General features: G+C 73.8%; 16 protein-coding genes and 1 pseudogene. 11 read left to right on the top strand and 6 right to left on the bottom strand.

Annotated features, from left to right (window positions below; genetic code table 11):
* The first annotated feature begins 25 nt into the window (after positions 1-25).
* The 5 genes from REH70_RS12245 to REH70_RS12225 all read left to right on the top strand — a co-directional run bounded on the left by REH70_RS12245 (position 26) and on the right by REH70_RS12225 (position 4,378).
* Positions 26-565, top strand: a complete 540-nt coding sequence (locus tag REH70_RS12245; RefSeq protein ID WP_310747540.1) for a PAS domain-containing protein — start codon at positions 26-28, stop codon at positions 563-565.
* Positions 562-1,533: a methyl-accepting chemotaxis protein gene (locus tag REH70_RS12240; RefSeq protein ID WP_310747538.1), complete on the top strand. Its 972-nt coding sequence runs from the start codon at positions 562-564 to the stop codon at positions 1,531-1,533. The genes REH70_RS12245 and REH70_RS12240 overlap by 4 nt, the downstream gene beginning before the upstream one ends.
* 44 nt (positions 1,534-1,577) lie before the next feature.
* Positions 1,578-2,180, top strand: coding sequence for an SRPBCC family protein (locus REH70_RS12235; protein ID WP_310747536.1), 603 nt, complete (start codon positions 1,578-1,580; stop codon positions 2,178-2,180).
* Entirely contained in the window at positions 2,177-2,845 is a 669-nt protein-coding gene (locus tag REH70_RS12230) for a DUF4166 domain-containing protein (RefSeq protein WP_310747534.1), read from the top strand. Before REH70_RS12235 ends, REH70_RS12230 begins: the two co-directional genes overlap by 4 nt.
* A gap of 147 nt (positions 2,846-2,992) precedes the next feature.
* On the top strand, positions 2,993-4,378 hold the full coding sequence (locus REH70_RS12225; RefSeq protein WP_310747532.1) for a glycine--tRNA ligase: 1,386 nt from the start codon (positions 2,993-2,995) through the stop codon (positions 4,376-4,378).
* An 85-nt stretch (positions 4,379-4,463) separates the two neighbouring features.
* On the opposite strand, the gene REH70_RS12220 is transcribed toward REH70_RS12225, so the two are convergent.
* From REH70_RS12220 to REH70_RS12205, 4 genes are all read right to left on the bottom strand, one after another.
* Entirely contained in the window at positions 4,464-4,967 is a 504-nt protein-coding gene (locus REH70_RS12220) for a GNAT family N-acetyltransferase (RefSeq protein ID WP_310747531.1), read from the bottom strand.
* A 56-nt stretch (positions 4,968-5,023) separates the two neighbouring features.
* Positions 5,024-5,602 carry a GNAT family N-acetyltransferase gene (locus tag REH70_RS12215; protein ID WP_310747529.1) on the bottom strand — a complete coding sequence of 193 codons (579 nt, stop codon included), beginning with the start codon at positions 5,600-5,602 and terminating at the stop codon, positions 5,024-5,026.
* A gap of 37 nt (positions 5,603-5,639) precedes the next feature.
* Positions 5,640-6,080, bottom strand: coding sequence for a hypothetical protein (locus tag REH70_RS12210; RefSeq protein WP_310747527.1), 441 nt, complete (start codon positions 6,078-6,080; stop codon positions 5,640-5,642).
* 130 nt (positions 6,081-6,210) lie between these two features.
* Positions 6,211-7,710: a DUF222 domain-containing protein gene (locus REH70_RS12205; protein WP_310747525.1), complete on the bottom strand. Its 1,500-nt coding sequence runs from the start codon at positions 7,708-7,710 to the stop codon at positions 6,211-6,213.
* Positions 7,711-8,166: 456 nt separating this feature from the next.
* Between REH70_RS12205 and REH70_RS12200 the strand changes: the two genes are divergently transcribed.
* The 5 genes and pseudogenes from REH70_RS12200 (at position 8,167) to dusB (ending at position 13,022) form a co-directional block, all read left to right on the top strand.
* Complete coding sequence (locus REH70_RS12200; RefSeq protein ID WP_310747523.1) at positions 8,167-9,150, top strand: hypothetical protein; 984 nt, start codon at positions 8,167-8,169, stop codon at positions 9,148-9,150.
* A complete protein-coding gene (locus tag REH70_RS12195; RefSeq protein WP_310747521.1) occupies positions 9,147-10,211 on the top strand; it encodes an ABC transporter ATP-binding protein in 1,065 nt (354 codons plus the stop codon). The genes REH70_RS12200 and REH70_RS12195 overlap by 4 nt, the downstream gene beginning before the upstream one ends.
* Positions 10,208-11,068, top strand: a complete 861-nt coding sequence (locus REH70_RS12190; RefSeq protein ID WP_310747519.1) for an ABC transporter permease — start codon at positions 10,208-10,210, stop codon at positions 11,066-11,068. Before REH70_RS12195 ends, REH70_RS12190 begins: the two co-directional genes overlap by 4 nt.
* 97 nt (positions 11,069-11,165) lie before the next feature.
* Entirely contained in the window at positions 11,166-11,810 is a 645-nt protein-coding gene (locus REH70_RS12185) for a VTT domain-containing protein (RefSeq protein ID WP_310747518.1), read from the top strand.
* Positions 11,811-11,844: 34 nt separating this feature from the next.
* A pseudogene (gene dusB, locus REH70_RS12180) lies at positions 11,845-13,022 on the top strand (tRNA dihydrouridine synthase DusB).
* A gap of 18 nt (positions 13,023-13,040) precedes the next feature.
* On the opposite strand, the gene REH70_RS12175 reads toward dusB, so the two are convergent.
* Complete coding sequence (locus REH70_RS12175; protein ID WP_396134522.1) at positions 13,041-14,798, bottom strand: glycoside hydrolase family 13 protein; 1,758 nt, start codon at positions 14,796-14,798, stop codon at positions 13,041-13,043.
* A 90-nt stretch (positions 14,799-14,888) separates the two neighbouring features.
* Positions 14,889-15,926: a LacI family DNA-binding transcriptional regulator gene (locus tag REH70_RS12170; RefSeq protein ID WP_310747516.1), complete on the bottom strand. Its 1,038-nt coding sequence runs from the start codon at positions 15,924-15,926 to the stop codon at positions 14,889-14,891.
* A gap of 179 nt (positions 15,927-16,105) precedes the next feature.
* On the opposite strand from REH70_RS12170, the gene REH70_RS12165 reads away from it, so the two are divergent.
* Positions 16,106-17,350: an extracellular solute-binding protein gene (locus tag REH70_RS12165; protein ID WP_310754266.1), complete on the top strand. Its 1,245-nt coding sequence runs from the start codon at positions 16,106-16,108 to the stop codon at positions 17,348-17,350.
* Positions 17,351-17,385: the final 35 nt, after the last annotated feature.

Genomic DNA, 17,385 nt, shown 5'->3' with positions numbered 1-17,385 from the left:
GCGGCGCCGGAGCGGAGAGGACGACATGACGCGGCCACGGCCGACCGGCGTCGAGAGGACGTTCCCCGCGCACGAGATCATCGTGAGCAAGACCGACCCCCGCGGCGTGATCACGTACACCAACGACGTCTTCCTGCGCGTGAGCGCCTACCGCGAGGAGGAGGTGCTCGGCCGGCCGCACAACGTGATCCGGCACCCGGAGATGCCCCGGGCGGTGTTCGCCCTGCTGTGGGACACCCTCGCCCGCGGTCAGGAGATGTTCGCCTACATCGTCAACCTCGCCGGCGACGGCGCGCACTACTGGGTGCTCGCGCACGTCACGCCGTCCTTCGGTACCGACGGGCGCGTCGTCGGGTACCACTCCAACCGCAGGTCACCGGATCGGTCCGCGGTGGACGCCGTCCGACCGCTGTACCGCGATCTCCTCGCCGAGGAGCGGCGCCACGGCTCCGCTCGGGCGGCGGTGGCGGCGTCGTCGGCCCTGCTGGCGCGCACGCTCGAGGACCGCGGCACCTCCTACGACGAGCACGTGTGGTCGCTCGTCCCCGAGGAGATGGCCCGATGAGCGCGTTCCGTCGCCGCGACGCCGACCTGCGGGCCGAGCTCGACCGGTGCCGAGCGGTTCTCGCCGAGGTCGCGTCCGTGTGCGACGCCGCCAGCCGCGGTGACCTCGAGGTGCGCGTCCGCACCGTCGCCGGGACCGGGGACGACGCCGAGCTCGCTCGGGTGCGCGACAGCGTCAACCGCGTCCTCGACGTCTCCGACGCGTTCGTCCGCGAGGCGAGCGCCTCGCTCGTGTCCGCGAGCGAGGGCCGGTTCCACCGCCGCTTCCTGCTGCGTGGGATGCCGGGCGCGTTCCGGGACAGCGCGGTCGCGATCAACGCCGGCCGGGAGGCGATGCGGAGCGCGTCCGGAGCGGTCGCCACCGCGCAGACGGCGCGACTGGCGCTCGCCGACGAGTTCGAGTCCGTCGCGCTCGACACCTCCCAGGGGGTGGCGGCCGCGTCGTCGCAGCTCGGCGCGTCGGCGTCCGGCCTGCGGGCCTCGGCGCACCGCGCGGTGCAGGAGGTCGCGCGGGCCCGGGAGAGCGTGCTGTCCCTGACCCGGACGTCCCAGGAGATCCAGCAGGTGGTGTCGCTGATCAGCTCGGTTGCGGACCAGACCCGGCTGCTCGCGCTCAACGCCACCATCGAGGCCGCGCGGGCCGGTGAGGCCGGCAAGGGTTTCGCCGTCGTCGCGTCGGAGGTCAAGGCGCTCGCCGACCAGACCGGACGCGCGACCGTGAGCGTCGTCGAGCAGGTCGAAGCCATCCAGGCCGCCACTCAGAGCGCGGTCGGGGTGATCACGGGCGTCGGCACGACGGTCGAGACGATGAACGAGCTGGTCGAGGGCATCAGCGCGGCGGTCGACGGCGGGGCGGGCGGTGCGCCGGGCACGGTAGGCACGGCGGGCGCGACCGGTGGCGGGCTGTCGGGCATGGCCGACCGCCTGCGGTCGGAGATGACCGGGTTCCTCGCCGCGATGCGCCGGTAGAGGGTCACCGTGAACCGGTCGGACGTCGCGGCAGACTGCGCCCCGTGACCCGGCAGCCCCTCCACGTCGCGATCGACATCCACGCGGACCTCGACCGGGTGTGGGAGCTCACCCAGGACACCGACGCCCACGCCCGCTGGGACCTGCGGTTCAGCGCGATCCGTCCGGTCGAGGAGCTGGGGTCGGGCGGCTACCGGTTCCGGTACGAGCGCCGCCTCGGGCTGCTCACGCTCGCGGGCACGGGGACGTCGCTCGGTGAGCGCCACGCCCGGGACGGGTCGCGGACGTCCGCCCTCCGCTTCGTCGCCGACAGCCGGCTGTCCCCGCTCGGCGCGGGGCGCGGGTACTGGCGGTACACCCCGACGGCGCACGGCGTGACGTTCACGACGGGGTACGACTACCGGCCAGGGTGGGGGCGCCTGCTCGACGCGCTCGTCCTGCGCCGCGTGATCGGGTGGATGACGGCGTGGAGCTTCGACCGGCTGCGCATCTGGGCCGAGACCGGCGTGGAGCCCGAGCGCTGGCCGCTGCGCTCGGTGCTGGCGGTCTGGCGCCCGGACCGACCGCGAGCGGCGCGGTGCCGACGCGACCCGGGCCGCGGCGCCCGGACGTCGCCGGCCACCCTCGACCGCCTGGAGGCGCCGTGACCTCGATCTTCGCGACTGCGCTGGGGGCGGACTTCGAGCGGCTGCACCCGATGCTCCGCCGACGCTTCGGGGTCGGGATCACGACGGGGTATGCGTGCGTGGGCACCGGCGTCATGTCGAGCGTCCGGCGCGGGCCGTGGTGGACGCTGCCGTTCCTGCACCTGGGCGCGGCGCGGAACATCCTCTTCCCCGACCAGGGCCGTGACGTCCCGTTCACCATCGAGAACTTCCCGTACGTCGACCCGTTCGGCCGCGAGACGGTCACCTTCGTCCGGGAGTACCTGCTCGGGTCCCGGGCCCGCCGCTTCGACGCGACGATGATCGCCGACCGCGGGGCGGTGATCGACTACCTCGGCACGCACCAGCACCTCGCGGTCGACCTGGAGCTGACGGTCGAGGACGACGGCTCCCTGTCGCTGACGTCCACCGAGCAGAGGTTCTCCGAGGGACCGATCGCGTTCCGGTTCCCGCGCCTGCTCACCGGGCAGGCCCGCCTGCGGGAGAGCTTCGACGACGACGCCGGGGTGTACCGGATCTCGGTCGAGGTGCGGAACCCGGTCCTCGGGTTCCTGTTCGGCTACGAGGGGACGTTCACGTGCGAGTTCCCGAAGGCCGCCGACGCACCGGACCGCCTCAAGCCGGTCCGTCACGAGGTGCGGACCTGACCAGGTGAGCGCTCGCGCGCAGGTGCGGCGACATGCCGCCGTCGGGCACGGGTGGCGGACCGATGGGCCGGTGACCGGCCGGTAGCCTGAGGGGTCCGCCCCCGTCAGCCAGGCCGGGGCCCTGCTCTCGCGAAGGTGAAACTCCCTGTGGCTGCACCGTCCCGTCTCGACTCCGTCATCTCCCTCGCCAAGCGTCGTGGCTTCGTCTTCCCCTCCGGGGAGATCTACGGCGGTACGCGGTCCGCGTGGGACTACGGACCCCTCGGCGTGGAGCTGAAGGAGAACATCAAGAAGCAGTGGTGGCGCACGATGGTCACGAGCCGCGACGACATCGTCGGGCTCGACTCGTCGGTGATCCTGCCCCGCCAGGTGTGGGTGGCGTCCGGGCACGTCGGCGTCTTCACCGACCCGCTGACCGAGTGCCTCTCGTGCCACAAGCGGTTCCGCGAGGACCACATGCTCGAGGAGTTCGAGGAGAAGAAGGGCCGCGCGCCCGAGAACGGCCTCGGCGACATCGCGTGCCCGAACTGCGGCACCCGCGGTCAGTGGACCGAGCCGCGCGACTTCAACATGATGCTCAAGACGTACCTCGGCCCGGTCGAGGACGAGTCCGGGCTGCACTACCTGCGCCCGGAGACCGCGCAGGGCATCTTCGTGAACTTCGCGAACGTCGTGACGACGTCGCGCAAGAAGCCGCCGTTCGGCATCGGCCAGATCGGCAAGTCGTTCCGCAACGAGATCACGCCCGGCAACTTCATCTTCCGGACGCGTGAGTTCGAGCAGATGGAGATGGAGTTCTTCGTCGAGCCGGGCACGGACGAGACCTGGCACCAGTACTGGATCGACACCCGGACGGACTGGTACACCGACCTCGGCATCGCGCGGGACAACCTGCGGCACTACGAGCACCCGACCGAGAAGCTGTCGCACTACTCCAAGCGGACCGTGGACATCGAGTACCGCTTCGGGTTCCAGGGCAGCGAGTGGGGCGAGCTCGAGGGCATCGCGAACCGCACGGACTTCGACCTCAAGACCCACTCGGAGCACTCCGGGCAGGACCTGTCCTACTTCGACCAGGCGAAGAACGAGCGCTGGGTCCCGTATGTGATCGAGCCGGCCGCCGGGCTGACGCGGTCCCTCATGGCGTTCCTCGTCGAGGCGTACACCGAGGACGAGGCGCCGAACACCAAGGGCGGCGTGGACACCCGCACGGTGCTCAAGCTCGACCCGCGGCTCGCGCCGGTCAAGGCCGCGGTCCTGCCGCTGTCCCGCAACGAGCAGCTCTCGCCCAAGGCGCGCGACCTCGCCGCCGAGCTGCGCCGCAGCTGGAACGTCGACTTCGACGACGCCGGCGCCATCGGCCGGCGCTACCGCCGCCAGGACGAGATCGGCACCCCGTTCTGCCTCACCGTCGACTTCGACACGCTCGACGACCAGGCCGTGACCATCCGGCACCGCGACGACATGAGCCAGGAGCGCGTCGCGCTCGACCAGGTCGTGTCCTACCTCGCACCGCGGCTCGCGGGTTCCTGAGCCCTGGCGAGCCGGCGTCCGCCGTCGGGTGCGCAGCCGCGTGCCCGACGGCGGTCGCCGGTGCTTCTCGCTGCCGAGTGTCACCTCAGCGAACGTGGCGCACCTCGGCGAGATCGAGATCCTCGTCCAGGAAGCGCGCGCCGTCGGGCAGGAACCCGTTGCGCTCGTAGAACCGCCGCGCACGCGGATTGGCCTCGGCGACCCAGAGCTGGGCCGGCGCACCGGGCGCCAGCACGGTGTCGAGCAGCGTCTGGCCGATGCCCGTCCCGTGGTGCGCCGCGAGCACGTACAGGGAGTACAGCTCCCGGTCACGAACCGGCCGGTGGTCCCCGACGTGCCGCCCCGGGCCGCTGATCGCGATCCCGACGAGCCGCCCGCTGACCTCCGCCACCGTCACCTCCGCGCCGCCGTCGAGCCAGCGGCGCCAGGTCTCGGTCCGTCGCTCGAGCGTGTCGGACTCCCAGTGGTCCTCAGGGAGCAGCCTCGAGTAGGTCTCGACCCACGACGTGTGGTGGACGTGCGCGCAACCAGCGGCGTCGTCGGGTGAGGCCGCACGGATGACGACGGGTGTGCCCGGCGCAGGTCGCATGGCGTCATCCTGCTCCTCCCTGGCGCCCCGGCTCGCCGGGGCGTGTCACGGCGGGCTCAGCGCAGGTCGAGACGCATGACCACGCGGGGGAACCCACCGGAGACCGCCCGGGTGTCGGCGACCTTGCGGAACCCCGCGCGCTCGAACATCGCCCGCGTGCCGACGTAGGCCATCGTGAGGTCGACCTTCTCGCCGCCGTTGTCGACGGGGTAGGCCTCGAGGGCGGGCGCACGCCGCGTCCGCGCGTACCCGGCGACGCCCTCGATGAGCGCGTGGGCGATGCCGCGACCGCGGTGGCCGGGGCGCACCCGGACGCACCACGCCGCCCACACCGGCAGGTCGTCGACCTTGGGGTACCGCGGCGACCGCTCGAACGGCAGGTCCGCGCGCGGGGCGACGGCCGCCCAGCCGACGACCTCGCCGTCGTCGTACGCGAGGACGCCTGGGGCCACGTCGCGCTCGCACAGCTCGCGGACGTACTCGCCGCGTGCCGACCCGACGAGTGCGGCGTTGGTCCGCGAGTCGACCCGGTGGCTCAGGCACCAGCACACGGACGACGTCGGCTTCTTGGGCCCGAGCATCGTGGCGACGTCGTCGAAGCGCTGGACGGTGGCGGGCACGACCTCGAGGCTCACCGTCGTGACGGTACCCCCGGGCGGGGGCCGCGGTCCGTCAGGCGGCGCGCAGGACGAGGAGGAACTGCCCGCCGCCCGGCTCGACCTGCGTGGTGAGCGGGAGGTCGGGAGCGAACCGCGACAGCCGGTCGCCCAGCCAGGCGGCGGCGTCGTCGGCGTCACGGCGGCTCGGGCAGCGCGCCACCACCTCGCGCCCGCCCTTGCGGCGCAGGCGCTCCACGGTCCCGACGATCGGTGCGGGGTCGACGACGAGCAGGTCGCGCGACCACGGCACGACCGGGGTGACCGCGCCCTTGCGGGTGTTGCAGGCGCGGTGCGCGAGCCGCTCCGGACCTGGGCGGCCTTTCTTGGTGGCGGCGAGCCCGAGGTCGACGCTGGGGCCGCGATCGGAGTTCACCGAGGCGTCCGGGTCGACCGGCTCGTCGCACAGCCAGCAGCGCCATGCGTCCCGATCGCCGACGGCGGTGAGGTTGCTCATCCGTGCACCGTAGCGGGGCCGGTCGCCGCGTCCGCAGCGCGGTGCGGCGTGCCCCGAGCCGGAGGTGCCGTGCAGGCGGTAGGAAATCCGCCCGGGTGAGATCGGTGAGCCCGCCTTCGTGGGGGCGACACTAGGTCTCGCGATGTCGTCGGAGATGCGCGGCGAGGGGTCGGTCGCGGTCGGGATCGATCGTCGTCCCGTGGCGGTCGGTGAATTCCCACCGTCCGTGGTGGCGGCGGATGGCGATGTCGCGGTCGTGGACGATCCGGTGGTGGAAGCTGCACAGCAGGATGCCGTTGTCCACACTCGTCTTTCCGCCGTCGCGCGCCCATTGTTCGACGTGATGCGCCTGGCAGATGATCGGTGGTGCGGTGCACGTGGGATATCGGCAGTGTTTGTCGCGGGCGATGATCGCCGCGCGCCTCGCTCGGGTGAATGTTCGTTCGGTGCGGCCGACGTCGAGGACCTCGGAGTCCGGGCCGAACAGGATGCGGTTGAGGCCGCCGTCGCACGCGATCCGGTCGAGGAGCTTGCGGGGGATCGGGGTGCGGTCCTCGTACTGCGGTCCGCCGGCGAGAGTCCGACCGGTCAGCATCGCCGTGGACAGCATCGGGGCGGTCCGGACCGGGCCCTCAGTGCAGCGCTGGCCCCCGTCACCGCCCTGGTCGCCGTTGTCGGCGTCGCCGTCGTCGCTCGTGTCGCCGTCGCCGTCCCTGTCGAGCAGGGTGCCTTGCTGCGGCTTGGCGTCCCCGGCGGCGACCAGGGCCGCGAGGGTCGGGTAGTCGACGAGCACGGTGACCTGCGGTCGTACGGCCCGCCCGGTCCCGGCGAGCCCGTTGTCCAGCACGACCTGTGCCAGGTCCCCCAGTGCATGGGCACGGCGCTGCGTCGAGGGCCGGTCGTCGTCCGCGGCCGGCACCGGTGTCACCGCCGCCAACGCAGCCTTCAATGCCTGGCCGTGCTCGACGGTCAGCAGCCCCTCGAGCCGGTACCCGTCGCCGAGGCGCGCGATGTCGAGCCGTTCCCGGTCGTACGACGCCACGTACCCGCGGTCATCGGCGTCCGGGTCGGCGTAGGCGGCCCAGTGCCGCACGAACACCCGGGTCTCATCCACCGACAGCCGCTGCGCCTGGTCGACGATCAGCGCCTCGTTGCACACCTGCTCCGGGTCGGCCAGCACCTCCCGGCGCTGTTCACTCGTCGGCGCCAGCGAGGCGATCACCTGCGCCTGCTCCACCGTCACCTCACCCGCCACCGCCGCAGCGGCGGTCATCGGCAGGTGGTCGCGCAGGGTCCGACCGAGACGCACCTGGGCCCGCGCGGCGCTGACGGACAGGCGGTGATCGTGGGACAGCCAGACCGGGAACGACCGCGCACCACTGAGCGCCCACACCCCGTCGTCGTCGATCACCGGCAGCAGTCGCACCTTCGCCACGGCCGCGCGACTGGTCAGCTCAGCGAGCCGGCGAGCGACCACGGCGGCTTCCCGGCCTTCGAGCTCGGCCAGTTCCAGACCCGCGAGTTCTGACACCGCAGAATCCATCGCGGAAAGTGCCGCCGCAACCCTTGATGACAGCGCCACGTCGTCGTCGCCCGGGCTTCCCGGCGGGGGCACGATCGCACTAGTCATGTCCGCCGCACCCCCGTCCCGCCGTCGCGTGCTGACCATTTCGACACCACGATTCTATGACGGACCACTGACACCCAGGAGGGTCGTGAGGATCATTGTGGAAAAGACCTGAGCTGGTGGGTTGTGCGGTCGGTTCGGCTGTGCCGAGGTGGTCCGCGGCGGGCGCACTGTTATCTGTGCGGAACACCGTGCGCACGTCTTCTCCGACAACCGCATGGAGTCGCTTCCCGCTGATTCGGGCCCGCCGGTGGCCCGCTCGGGCGCGCCGGCGGCGCCCGCGGCGTGCAGAACTCGTCCCGCCCGCCGCCTCGGTGATGGACGGGTCTGCCGCCGACTTCGACGTCTATTGACAGTCGATAGCAACCGAGTGAGACTCGATGCATCGTCACGTCCGGGCGCCGCCTCACAGGCCCCGGCCCGCGACGCGCCGCCGACCTCGACCAGGGAGCCCCCGACATGCGCCATCCGACCCACGGCGTGCTGCGCCGGCTCGTCGACGAGCCGGCCGGCGTCGCCGACGCCGACCGCTCCCACGTCACCGAGTGCCCGCAGTGCCTCGACGCGCTGGCAAGCATGCTCCCCGGCACGGTGCGGCCCGACGTCGCCGGCACCCAGGTGCGCGGGACGCGTCGCCTGGACGTCCTGCGCCGCCCCGCTGCCGCCGCCCTCGCGGTCGCGGTCGTCCTGGCCGGCGGCGGGACCGCCGCCGCGCAGGGATGGCTGCCGATCTTCCGGACCGAGCAGGTGGCGGCGGTCGACCTCAGCGGCGCCGACCTCCTGGCCCTTCCCGATCTGAGCGCCTACGGCGACGTCGTGGTCGACGGCGACGCCGGCGTGCACGAGGTCCCCGATGCGGCCACCGCCGCCGCGCGGACCGGGCTCGACGTGCCGGAGGTGACCGACCTGCCGCGCGGCGTCGTCGGCGACCCGGTGCACGGCGTGGTCGGCGAGGTGACCGCGACGTTCACCTTCGACGCCGACCGTGCCGCCGCCGCCGCCGGGGACGGGACGCCGCCGCCGGGCCTCGACGGGTCCCAGGTGCGGCTGACGGCCGGCCCGGGGGTCGCCCAGATCTGGTCGCAGCCCTCGGGCGTGCCGTCGCTCGTCGTGGGCCGCGCGGTCGCGCCGACCGCGTCGTCGACCGGGGTCTCCTTCGAGACCGCACGTGACCACCTGCTGTCCCTGCCCGGCCTGCCCGACGACGTCGCGGCCCAGCTGCGCACCTTCACCGCCGACGGCACCACCCTGCCGCTGCCGGTCCCGGCCGACCGGGTGACGACGTCGTCGGCGGACGTCCACGGCGCGACCGCCACCGTGCTCGCGACCCGCGACCGCACGCTCGCGGCCGTGGTGTGGGTGGACGACGGCGTCGTGACCGTGGTCGCCGGTCCGCTGGGCACCGACGAGGTGCTCGCCGTGGCCCGGGGCCTGCAGGGATGACCGCCCCCGACACCGACGCACCCGGCGGTGCGGCGACCCGTCACGCGGCGAGGCAGCTCGTCGCCGACCTGCCCACCGCACCCGCCCTGTGGTGCTCCGGCCTGCGCAAGCGGTACGGGAAGCGCGCCGCGGTCGCGGACGTGTCGCTCGAGGTGGGCCGCGCCGAGGTGGTCGGCCTGCTGGGACCGAACGGCGCCGGCAAGACCACGGTGATCAAGATGGTCCTCGGGCTCGTCCGGCCCGACGCCGGCGACGCCATGCTGCTCGGGGTGCCGGCGACCGACCCGGCCGCGCGAGCGCGGGTCGGCTACCTGCCCGAGCTGTTCCGCTACCAGCCGTGGCTGACCGCCTCCGAGGCCCTCACCCTCCACGTCCGGCTGTCCGGCGCCGACGTCCCTCAGGCCGAGCAGCGCGACTGCCTGGCGCTCGTCGGGCTCGCCGACCGCGCCGACGACCGGCTGGGCGGGTTCTCCAAGGGGATGCAGCAGCGCCTCGGGCTCGCGATCGCCCTGGTCGCCCGGCCCGAGCTGGTGATCCTCGACGAGCCGACCAGCGCCCTCGACCCGCTCGGCCGCGCCGACGTGCGCGACATCGTGCTCGCGCTCAAGGATCGCGGCGTCGCCGTCCTACTCAACTCCCACCTCATCGGCGAGGTCGAGCGCGTGTGCGACCGCGTCGTCATCCTCGACGGCGGACGCGTCGCCGCTGCCGGCACGCTCGGCGAGCTGCTCGGCCGGCGCGAGGTCCGGCTGCGGCTGACCGGGGTGTCGCCCGCGGCCGCGGCGCGCCTCACCGGCACGGGCAGCGTCGAGCGCGCGGGGGACTGGTTCACGGTGGTGCTCGCCGTCGACGAGTCCGCCGACGGCGCCGCCGTACCCGACCTCGTGCGCGACCTCGTCGCCCTCGGCGTACGCGTGCACGCCGTCGAGCCGGGACGGATCACGCTCGAGGAGCGACTGCTCGGCATCCTGCGCGCCGGCTCCGCGGTCGTCCCGGCCGGCGCCGGCTCGATAGCCGAACCGGCCGACGCACCCGCCGCCTCCGCGGAGGTGGCCCGGTGACCGCGACCCGGACCGTCCTCGTCGTCGCCGCGCTCACCCTGCGCGAGGCGGTGCGCCGGCGCGTGCTGCTCGCCGTCGTCGGCCTCACCGTCGTGCTTCTCGCCCTCAGCGGGTGGGGCTTCTCCCGGCTCGCGGCGGAGGCCGGCGGCAGCGCGATGACCAGCGGCGAGACGCGGCTGACGGCGTCCATCGTGCTCAACCTCGTGATGTTCGGGTTCAGCCTCATCGCGGCGCTCGGGACGGCCTTCCTCGCCGGGCCGACGCTGTCGGGGGAGACGGAGTCCGGGATCGCGCTCGCGATGCTCGCCCGTCCGGTCCGCCGCCCGGCCGTGCTGCTGGGCAAGTGGCTCGGGCTGGTCGCGTTCGGGACCGGGTTCGTGGTGCTCGCTGGGCTGGCGCAGTGCGTGGTCGTCCTGCTCACGGTCGACTACTGGCCACCGCAACCGGCGCTCGCCCTGGCGCTGCTCGCCGCGCAGACCGTCGTCCTGCTCACCCTCGCGCTGCTCCTGTCCACGCTCATCTCCCCGATGGCGTCCGGCGTCGTCGCGGTCGGGCTGTTCGGCGCCACCTGGATCGCCGGCGTGGTCGGTGGCATCGGCGACTCGCTCGGCAACGACGCCGTCGCCCGGGTCGGGTCCGTCTCGCGGGTCCTCCTGCCCACCGACGGCCTGTGGCGCGGCGCGATGAACGCGTTCCAGGACCCGTCGGCGCTCCTGCAGATGGGCGGCGACGAGGCCGGCGCGTTCCCGTTCCTCGGGGCGTCGCCGCTCACGACCACCTACCTCGCGTGGGCCGTGCTGTGGGTCGCGCTGATGTGGGGCGTGGCGGCGGTGTCGTTCGGGCGCAAGGACCTGTGAGCACCGGTGCCTGCCTCGCGCGCCCTGCCGCCGACCCGTGTCGCCGGGCTGCGCCGCCGTGCCGGAGCCCCGTGTGCCGCCGCTCGATGAGTGGGCGGTGGCTGCCGCGGGGTCACCGTGGGCGCTCCTGGCCCTGTTCGCCGTGGTCACGATCGACGGGTTCTTCCCGCCGGTGCCCAGCGAGTCCGCCGTCATCGCGCTCGCGGCGCTCGCCGGTGCCGACGGTGCGCCGGACCTCCGGGTGCTCGGTGCGGTCGCTGCCGCCGGGGCGTTCACCGGGGACCAGGTGGCCTACGCGATCGGACGGCGCCTCGCGGTCGGGCGCGTGCGCGTCCTGCGCTCGGCCCGCGTGCAGCGGGCCGTCGTCCGGGCCCAGGCTGCCCTGGCGCACCGGGGCGCCGCGCTGATCGTCGGCGCGCGGTTCCTGCCGGTGGGCCGCGTCGCGGTGAACATGACCGCCGGCGCGGTCGGCTACTCGCGTCGGCGGTTCACCGTCCTCGCGGCGATCGCGGCCGTCACCTGGGCGGCGTACTCGATCGGGCTCGGCGTGGGTGCCGCGCACCTGCTCGACGCGCACCACCCGCTGGTCGGCGTCGCCGTCGGGGTCCTGGCCGGCCTGCTGGTCGGAGCCGTCCTCGACCGCGTGCTCCACCGGCTGCGACGGGCCCGCCCCGGGACGGTCGCGGCCGGGCCCCGACGCCGCAGCCGCCCGGACCGGGTCCGTTCGTCCGCTGAGGGATGATGGACGCGTGACTGCCTCGCCCCTCACCGCGCCGATGTCCACCGGCACGCCCACCAGCACCGCCGCCCCCGTGCTGCCGCCGCTGCGCATCGGGCCGCTCGTCATCGACACCCCGGTCGTCCTCGCGCCGATGGCCGGCGTCACCAACGCCGCCTTCCGCCGCCTGTGCCGGGAGAGCGGCGCCGGCCTGTACGTCGCCGAGATGGTGACGTCGCGTGCGCTCGTCGAGCGCGGCGAGGAGTCGATGCGGATCATCTCCCACGAGCCGGACGAGCGGCCCCGCTCGGTCCAGGTGTACGGCGTCGACCCCGCGACCGTCGGCGCGGCGGTCCGGATGATCGCGTCCGAGGACCGCGCCGACCACGTCGACCTCAACTTCGGCTGCCCCGTCCCCAAGGTCACCCGCAAGGGCGGGGAGCGGTGCTGCCCTGGAAGCGCGACCTGTTCGCGTCCATCGTCCGCGCCGCGGTCGACGCCGCGTCGCCGTACGGCGTCCCGGTCACGGTGAAGATGCGCAAGGGCATCGACGCCGACCACCTCACCTACCTCGAGGCCGGCCGGGTCGCCCAGGACGTCGGCGTCGCCGCCGTCGCCCTGCACGCGCGCACCGCCGCGGACTACTACTCCGGCACCGCCGACTGGGAGGCGATCGCGCGCCTCAAGGAGGCGGTCACCGACATCCCGGTGCTCGGCAACGGGGACATCTGGTCCGCCGAGGACGCGCTCGCGATGGTCGCGCAGACCGGGTGCGACGGCGTCGTCGTCGGGCGCGGCTGCCAGGGGCGGCCGTGGCTGTTCGCCGACCTCGCCGCGGCGTTCGCCGGGTCCGACGTGCGCGTGCGCCCCGGGCTGCGCGAGGTGGCCGACGTCGTCCGGCGGCACGCGGTGCTGATGGTCGAGCACTTCGGCGAGGAGAACAAGGCCATGCGCGAGATGCGCAAGCACATGGCCTGGTATTTCAAGGGGTACGTCGTCGGGGGCGCGGTGCGCGCGCAGCTCGGGCTCATCTCGACGCTGGCCGAGCTCGACGACCGGCTCGCCCAGCTCGACCTCGACCAGCCGTACCCGGGTGCCGCCGCGGAGGGGCAGCGCGGGCGCGCCGGGTCGCCGAAGCGGCCGTCCCTGCCGGACGGCTGGCTCGACTCGCGCGACCTCAGCGAGGACTTCCGCCGCGCGCTCGAGGAGGCCGAGCTCAGCGTCTCCGGCGGCTGAGCGCGGCCTCCTCGAGGGTCAGGCCAGGCGGGCCCAGACCGTCACGTCGGACGGCACGAGGACCGTGGCGCCGTCGGCGTCGAGGTCGGCGCTGGACAGCAGCACCTCGGCGCCCGCGGGCAGAGCCACCGGTGCGTCGCCCAGGTTCGCGACCACCAGCACGTCGCGGTTCGCCAGCGCGACCACGCGGTCCGGCTCGGCGCCGGCCAGGCCGTCGACCCACGCGAGCGACCCGGTGCCGAGGTCGAGCTCACGGCGCAGGCGCAGCGCCGCGCGGTAGGTCTCGAGCGTCGAGCCCGGCACGCCGTCCTGGGCGTCGGCCGCGTAGGCCGCCCACGACGCCGGCTGGGGCAGCCAGGTCACACCGGTCGGCGAGAAGCCGAAGCCGGGCGCGTCGGCCGACCACGGCAGCGGGACGCGGCAGCCGTCGCGGCCGCGCTCGGCGTGCCCGGAGCGGAACCACGCCGGGTCCTGGCGCAGGTCGTCGTCGAGCGCGGTGTGCTCGGGCAGCCCGAGCTCCTCGCCCTGGTACAGGTACGCCGAGCCCGGCAGGCCGAGGGTCAGGAGCGTCGCAGCCCGCGCGCGGCGCAGGCCCAGCGCCTCGTCGGGCTGCTCGTCACCGTGGCCGATGCCCTTGGGGCGCGACCCGGCGTCGGCGAGGCCGAGGCGGCTCGCGTGCCGGACGACGTCGTGGTTGGAGAGGACCCAGGTGGTCGGCGCACCGACGGCGTCGCTCGCCTCGAGGGACTCGGTGATGACGCGGCGCAGCGCCGGGGCGTCCCACCGGGTCGTGAGGTAGGAGAAGTTGAACGCCTGGTGCATCTCGTCCGGGCGCACGTACCGGGCCAGGCGGGCGAGTGGCTCGACCCAGGCCTCGGCGACCAGCGCGCGGTCACCGTCGTACTCGGCGAGCACGCGGTGCCAGGCGCGGTAGATCTCGTGGACGCCCTCCTGGTCGAACATCGGACCGCGGTTCCCCGCGCCCGTGGAGGCGTCCGCCTCGGCCAGGTCGCTGCCCTCGACGCTCGGCGACTGCTCGGTGCCCTCGACCATCGCGACCGTGCCGTCCCAGTCCGGCAGGCCCTGCTCCTTGACCATGCCGTGCGCGACGTCGATGCGGAACCCGTCCACGCCCTTGTCGAGCCAGAAGCGCAGCACGGCCTCGAACTCGGCGCGGACCTCGGGGTGCTCCCAGTTCAGGTCCGGCTGACGGGTGTCGAACAGGTGCAGGTACCACTGGCCGTCGTCGACCCGGGTCCACGCCGGGCCGCCGAAGATCGACGTCCAGTTGTTCGGGGGCAGCGACCCGTCCTCGCCGCCGCCCTCGCGGAACAGGTACCGCTCGCGCTCGGCGCTGCCCGGACCGGCGGCGAGCGCGGCCTGGAACCACGCGTGCGCGTCCGAGGTGTGGTTCGGGACGAGGTCGACGATGACGCGCATGCCCAGGCCGTGGGCGCGCTCGAGCAGGGTGTCGAAGTCGGCGAGGGTGCCGAACAGCGGGTCGACGTCGCGGTAGTCCGCGACGTCGTACCCGGCGTCGGCCTGCGGCGACGTGTAGAAGGGCGACAGCCAGACGGCGTCGACCCCGAGCGCGGCGAGGTGGTCGAGCCGGGCGGTGATCCCGGGCAGGTCCCCGATGCCGTCGCCCGAGGCGTCCGCGAACGAGCGGGGGTAGATCTGGTAGATCACGGCGTGCCGCCACCACTCGGCGCCGGGCGCCGCGGCCGGGTGCACGGGGGTCGTGGTCGTCGTGGTCAGGAGGGCGTCAGAGGTCACGTGAGGTCCTGGGAGTGTCGTCGTCGGGGGAGCGGGCCTGGCCCGCGCGTGCGCGCCCGCAGCGGCCGAGGGCCGGGCGGGGGAGAACGTTCAGGGTACGGCCGGTGCCGCCCCCGTCGAGTCACGGACCACGAGCTCGGGGTGGAAGAGCAGCTCGGTGCGTGGCCCGGGTGTGCCGTGGATCTCGGCGACCAGCGTGCTCACCGCGGCCTCGCCCATGGTGGTCACGGGCTGGCGGACGGTGGTGAGCGGCGGGTCGGTGAAGACCATGAGCGGGGAGTCGTCGAACCCGATGACCGAGACGTCGGCCGGTACCCGCAGGCCGCGCGCCCGCGCCGCCCGGACCGCGCCGAGGGCCATGAGGTCCGACCCGCAGACGATCGCGGTGTGCCCGGAGGCGAGGAGCTGCGTCGCCGCGGCCTGACCGCCCTCGACCGTGAACAGGGTGGTGACCACGTGCGGTGCGGGGTCCTCGACGCCGAGCTGCTCGCACAGCTCGCGCGCGAAGGCGTCGAGCTTGCGCTGCGCCGGCACGAAGCGCTCGGGACCGTCCGCCAGACCGATGCGGCGGTGCCCGAGCGAGACGAGGTGCCGGACGGCGAGGCCGATCGCCGCGGCGTCGTCGGTGGACACGAAGGGCGCGTCGACACCCTCGGCGTAGCCGTTGACCAGCACGATCGGCATCCCGCGGGTGCGCAGCCGGTGGTAGCGCTCCCGGCTCGCCGTGACGTCCGCGTGCAGCCCGGACATGAACAGGATCCCGTCGACGCGGTGCTCGAGCAGCATCTCGACGTACTCGTCCTCGGTCGTGCCGCCGGGGGACTGCGTGCACAGCAGCGGGGTGTACCCCCGCGCCGACAGCATGGACTCGACCGCCTGCGCGAACGTCGGGAAGACCGGGTTGGTCAGCTCGGGGACCACGAGCCCCACGAGGCCGGCGGACCGGGTCCTGAGCTTCTCCGGTCGCTCGTAGCCGAGCACGTCGAGCGCCGCCAGGACGGCCTGCCGGGTCTCGGCGGCGACTCCGTGCTTGCCGTTGAGCACGCGCGAGACGGTGGCGGTGCTGACGCCGGCCTGCTCGGCCAGGTCGGCGAGCCGGGTGCGTGCCGTCGGAGCTGTGGGTGACACCGGACCTCCTCGTCGGTGGAACGATCGGGACGCATCCTTGCACCCGGGTGAAACGATGCCTGAAAGTTACCGCAACGGCTTGCAAGCGCGCCACGACCGCGGTTACGGTCACCGCCATCAGGGTCGGCGTGGGGCACCCCGGGGCCGGCCGCAGGATCGACATGCTGGGAGAACGCACGATGCGACGGAGCATCACACTGACGGCCGCCCTCGGGTTGACGCTGGCCCTCGGGGCCTGCTCGGGCTCCACCGAGACGCCGTCGGAGGAGGAGCCGACCTCCGCCGCGGCAGAGACCGAGGCCGAGGGCGACGGCGGCACGCTGACGATCTGGGTCGACGAGACGCGGCAGGCGGCCGTCGAGTCGGCGGCCACGGCCTTCGAGGACGAGACCGGCACCACGGTCGAGACCGTCCTGAAGAACTTCGAGGACATCCGCGCCGACTTCCTCGCCCAGGTGCCCACCGGCGAGGGCCCGGACATCACCGTCGGCGCGCACGACTGGCTCGGCGAGATGACCGCCAACGGCGTCGTCGCCCCCATCGAGCTCGGCGACACGGTCGACGCGTTCGAGCCCGTCTCCATCGAGGCGTTCACGCAGGACGGCCAGGTCTACGGCCTGCCCTACGCGGTGGAGAACGTCGCGCTCATCCGCAACACCGCGCTCGCGCCCGAGGCGCCCGCGACCTGGGACGAGGCCGTGGCCGCGGGCCAGGCAGCCGGCACCACGTACCCGATCCTCATCCAGATGGGTGAGGAGGGTGACCCCTACACGATGTACCCGCTGCAGAACTCCTTCGGTGCCCCGGTGTTCGTCCAGAACGAGGACGGCTCGTACGCGCCCGAGCTCGCGCTGGGCGGCGAGGGCGGCACCGCGTTCGCGCAGTGGCTCGCCGCGCAGGGTGCCGCCGGCACCCTCGACACCGCCATCGAGTACGACATCGCCGTCGAGGCGTTCGCCGGGGGCCAGTCGCCGTACATCATCGGCGGCCCGTGGATGATCGAGAGCTTCGAGGGCCTCGAGCTCGCCGTCGACCCGATCCCGGCCCCGGGCCCGGAGGCGGCACGTCCGTTCGTCGGTGTCCAGGGGTTCTACGTCAACGCGCAGAGCGACAACGCGCTGCTCGCCAACGACTTCCTGGTCAACTTCATGTCGACCGAGGACGCCCAGCTCGCCCTGTTCGAGGCCGGCAACCGTCCCCCGGCCCTCATCGCCGCGGCCGACGCCGCGTCGTCCGACCCCATCACTGCCGGCTTCCGCGAGGTCGGCTCCGACGCCGTCCCGATGCCGTCCATCCCCGAGATGGGCTCGGTGTGGGCCTTCTGGGGCGTGACCGAGGCCGGCATCGTCAACGGCTCCCTCGAGCCGGTGGCCGCCTGGGAGAAGATGGTCGCCGACATCCAGGGCGCGCTCGACGCCTCCTGACGACGGCTCGCCGCCCGCTCGCGTCGGGCGTGGAG

The sequence above is a fragment of the Cellulomonas sp. ATA003 genome (assembly GCF_031582905.1).
Taxonomy (GTDB): domain Bacteria; phylum Actinomycetota; class Actinomycetes; order Actinomycetales; family Cellulomonadaceae; genus Pengzhenrongella.
The sequence above is the reverse complement of the archived record's forward strand: the minus strand, read 5'-3'. Positions and strand labels throughout refer to the sequence as shown.

Bases quoted from the DNA above. Each gene is read 5' to 3' on its own strand.
- REH70_RS12245 (WP_310747540.1), top strand. From the start codon at position 26: ATGACGCGGCCACGGCCGACCGGCGTCGAGAGGACGTTCCCCGCGCAC.
- REH70_RS12240 (WP_310747538.1), top strand. From the start codon at position 562: ATGAGCGCGTTCCGTCGCCGCGACGCCGACCTGCGGGCCGAGCTCGAC.
- REH70_RS12220 (WP_310747531.1), bottom strand. From the start codon at position 4,967: ATGCGACCTGCGCCGGGCACACCCGTCGTCATCCGTGCGGCCTCACCC.
- REH70_RS12210 (WP_310747527.1), bottom strand. From the start codon at position 6,080: ATGAGCAACCTCACCGCCGTCGGCGATCGGGACGCATGGCGCTGCTGG.
- REH70_RS12205 (WP_310747525.1), bottom strand. From the start codon at position 7,710: ATGACTAGTGCGATCGTGCCCCCGCCGGGAAGCCCGGGCGACGACGAC.
- REH70_RS12200 (WP_310747523.1), top strand. From the start codon at position 8,167: ATGCGCCATCCGACCCACGGCGTGCTGCGCCGGCTCGTCGACGAGCCG.
- REH70_RS12195 (WP_310747521.1), top strand. From the start codon at position 9,147: ATGACCGCCCCCGACACCGACGCACCCGGCGGTGCGGCGACCCGTCAC.
- REH70_RS12165 (WP_310754266.1), top strand. From the start codon at position 16,106: ATGCGACGGAGCATCACACTGACGGCCGCCCTCGGGTTGACGCTGGCC.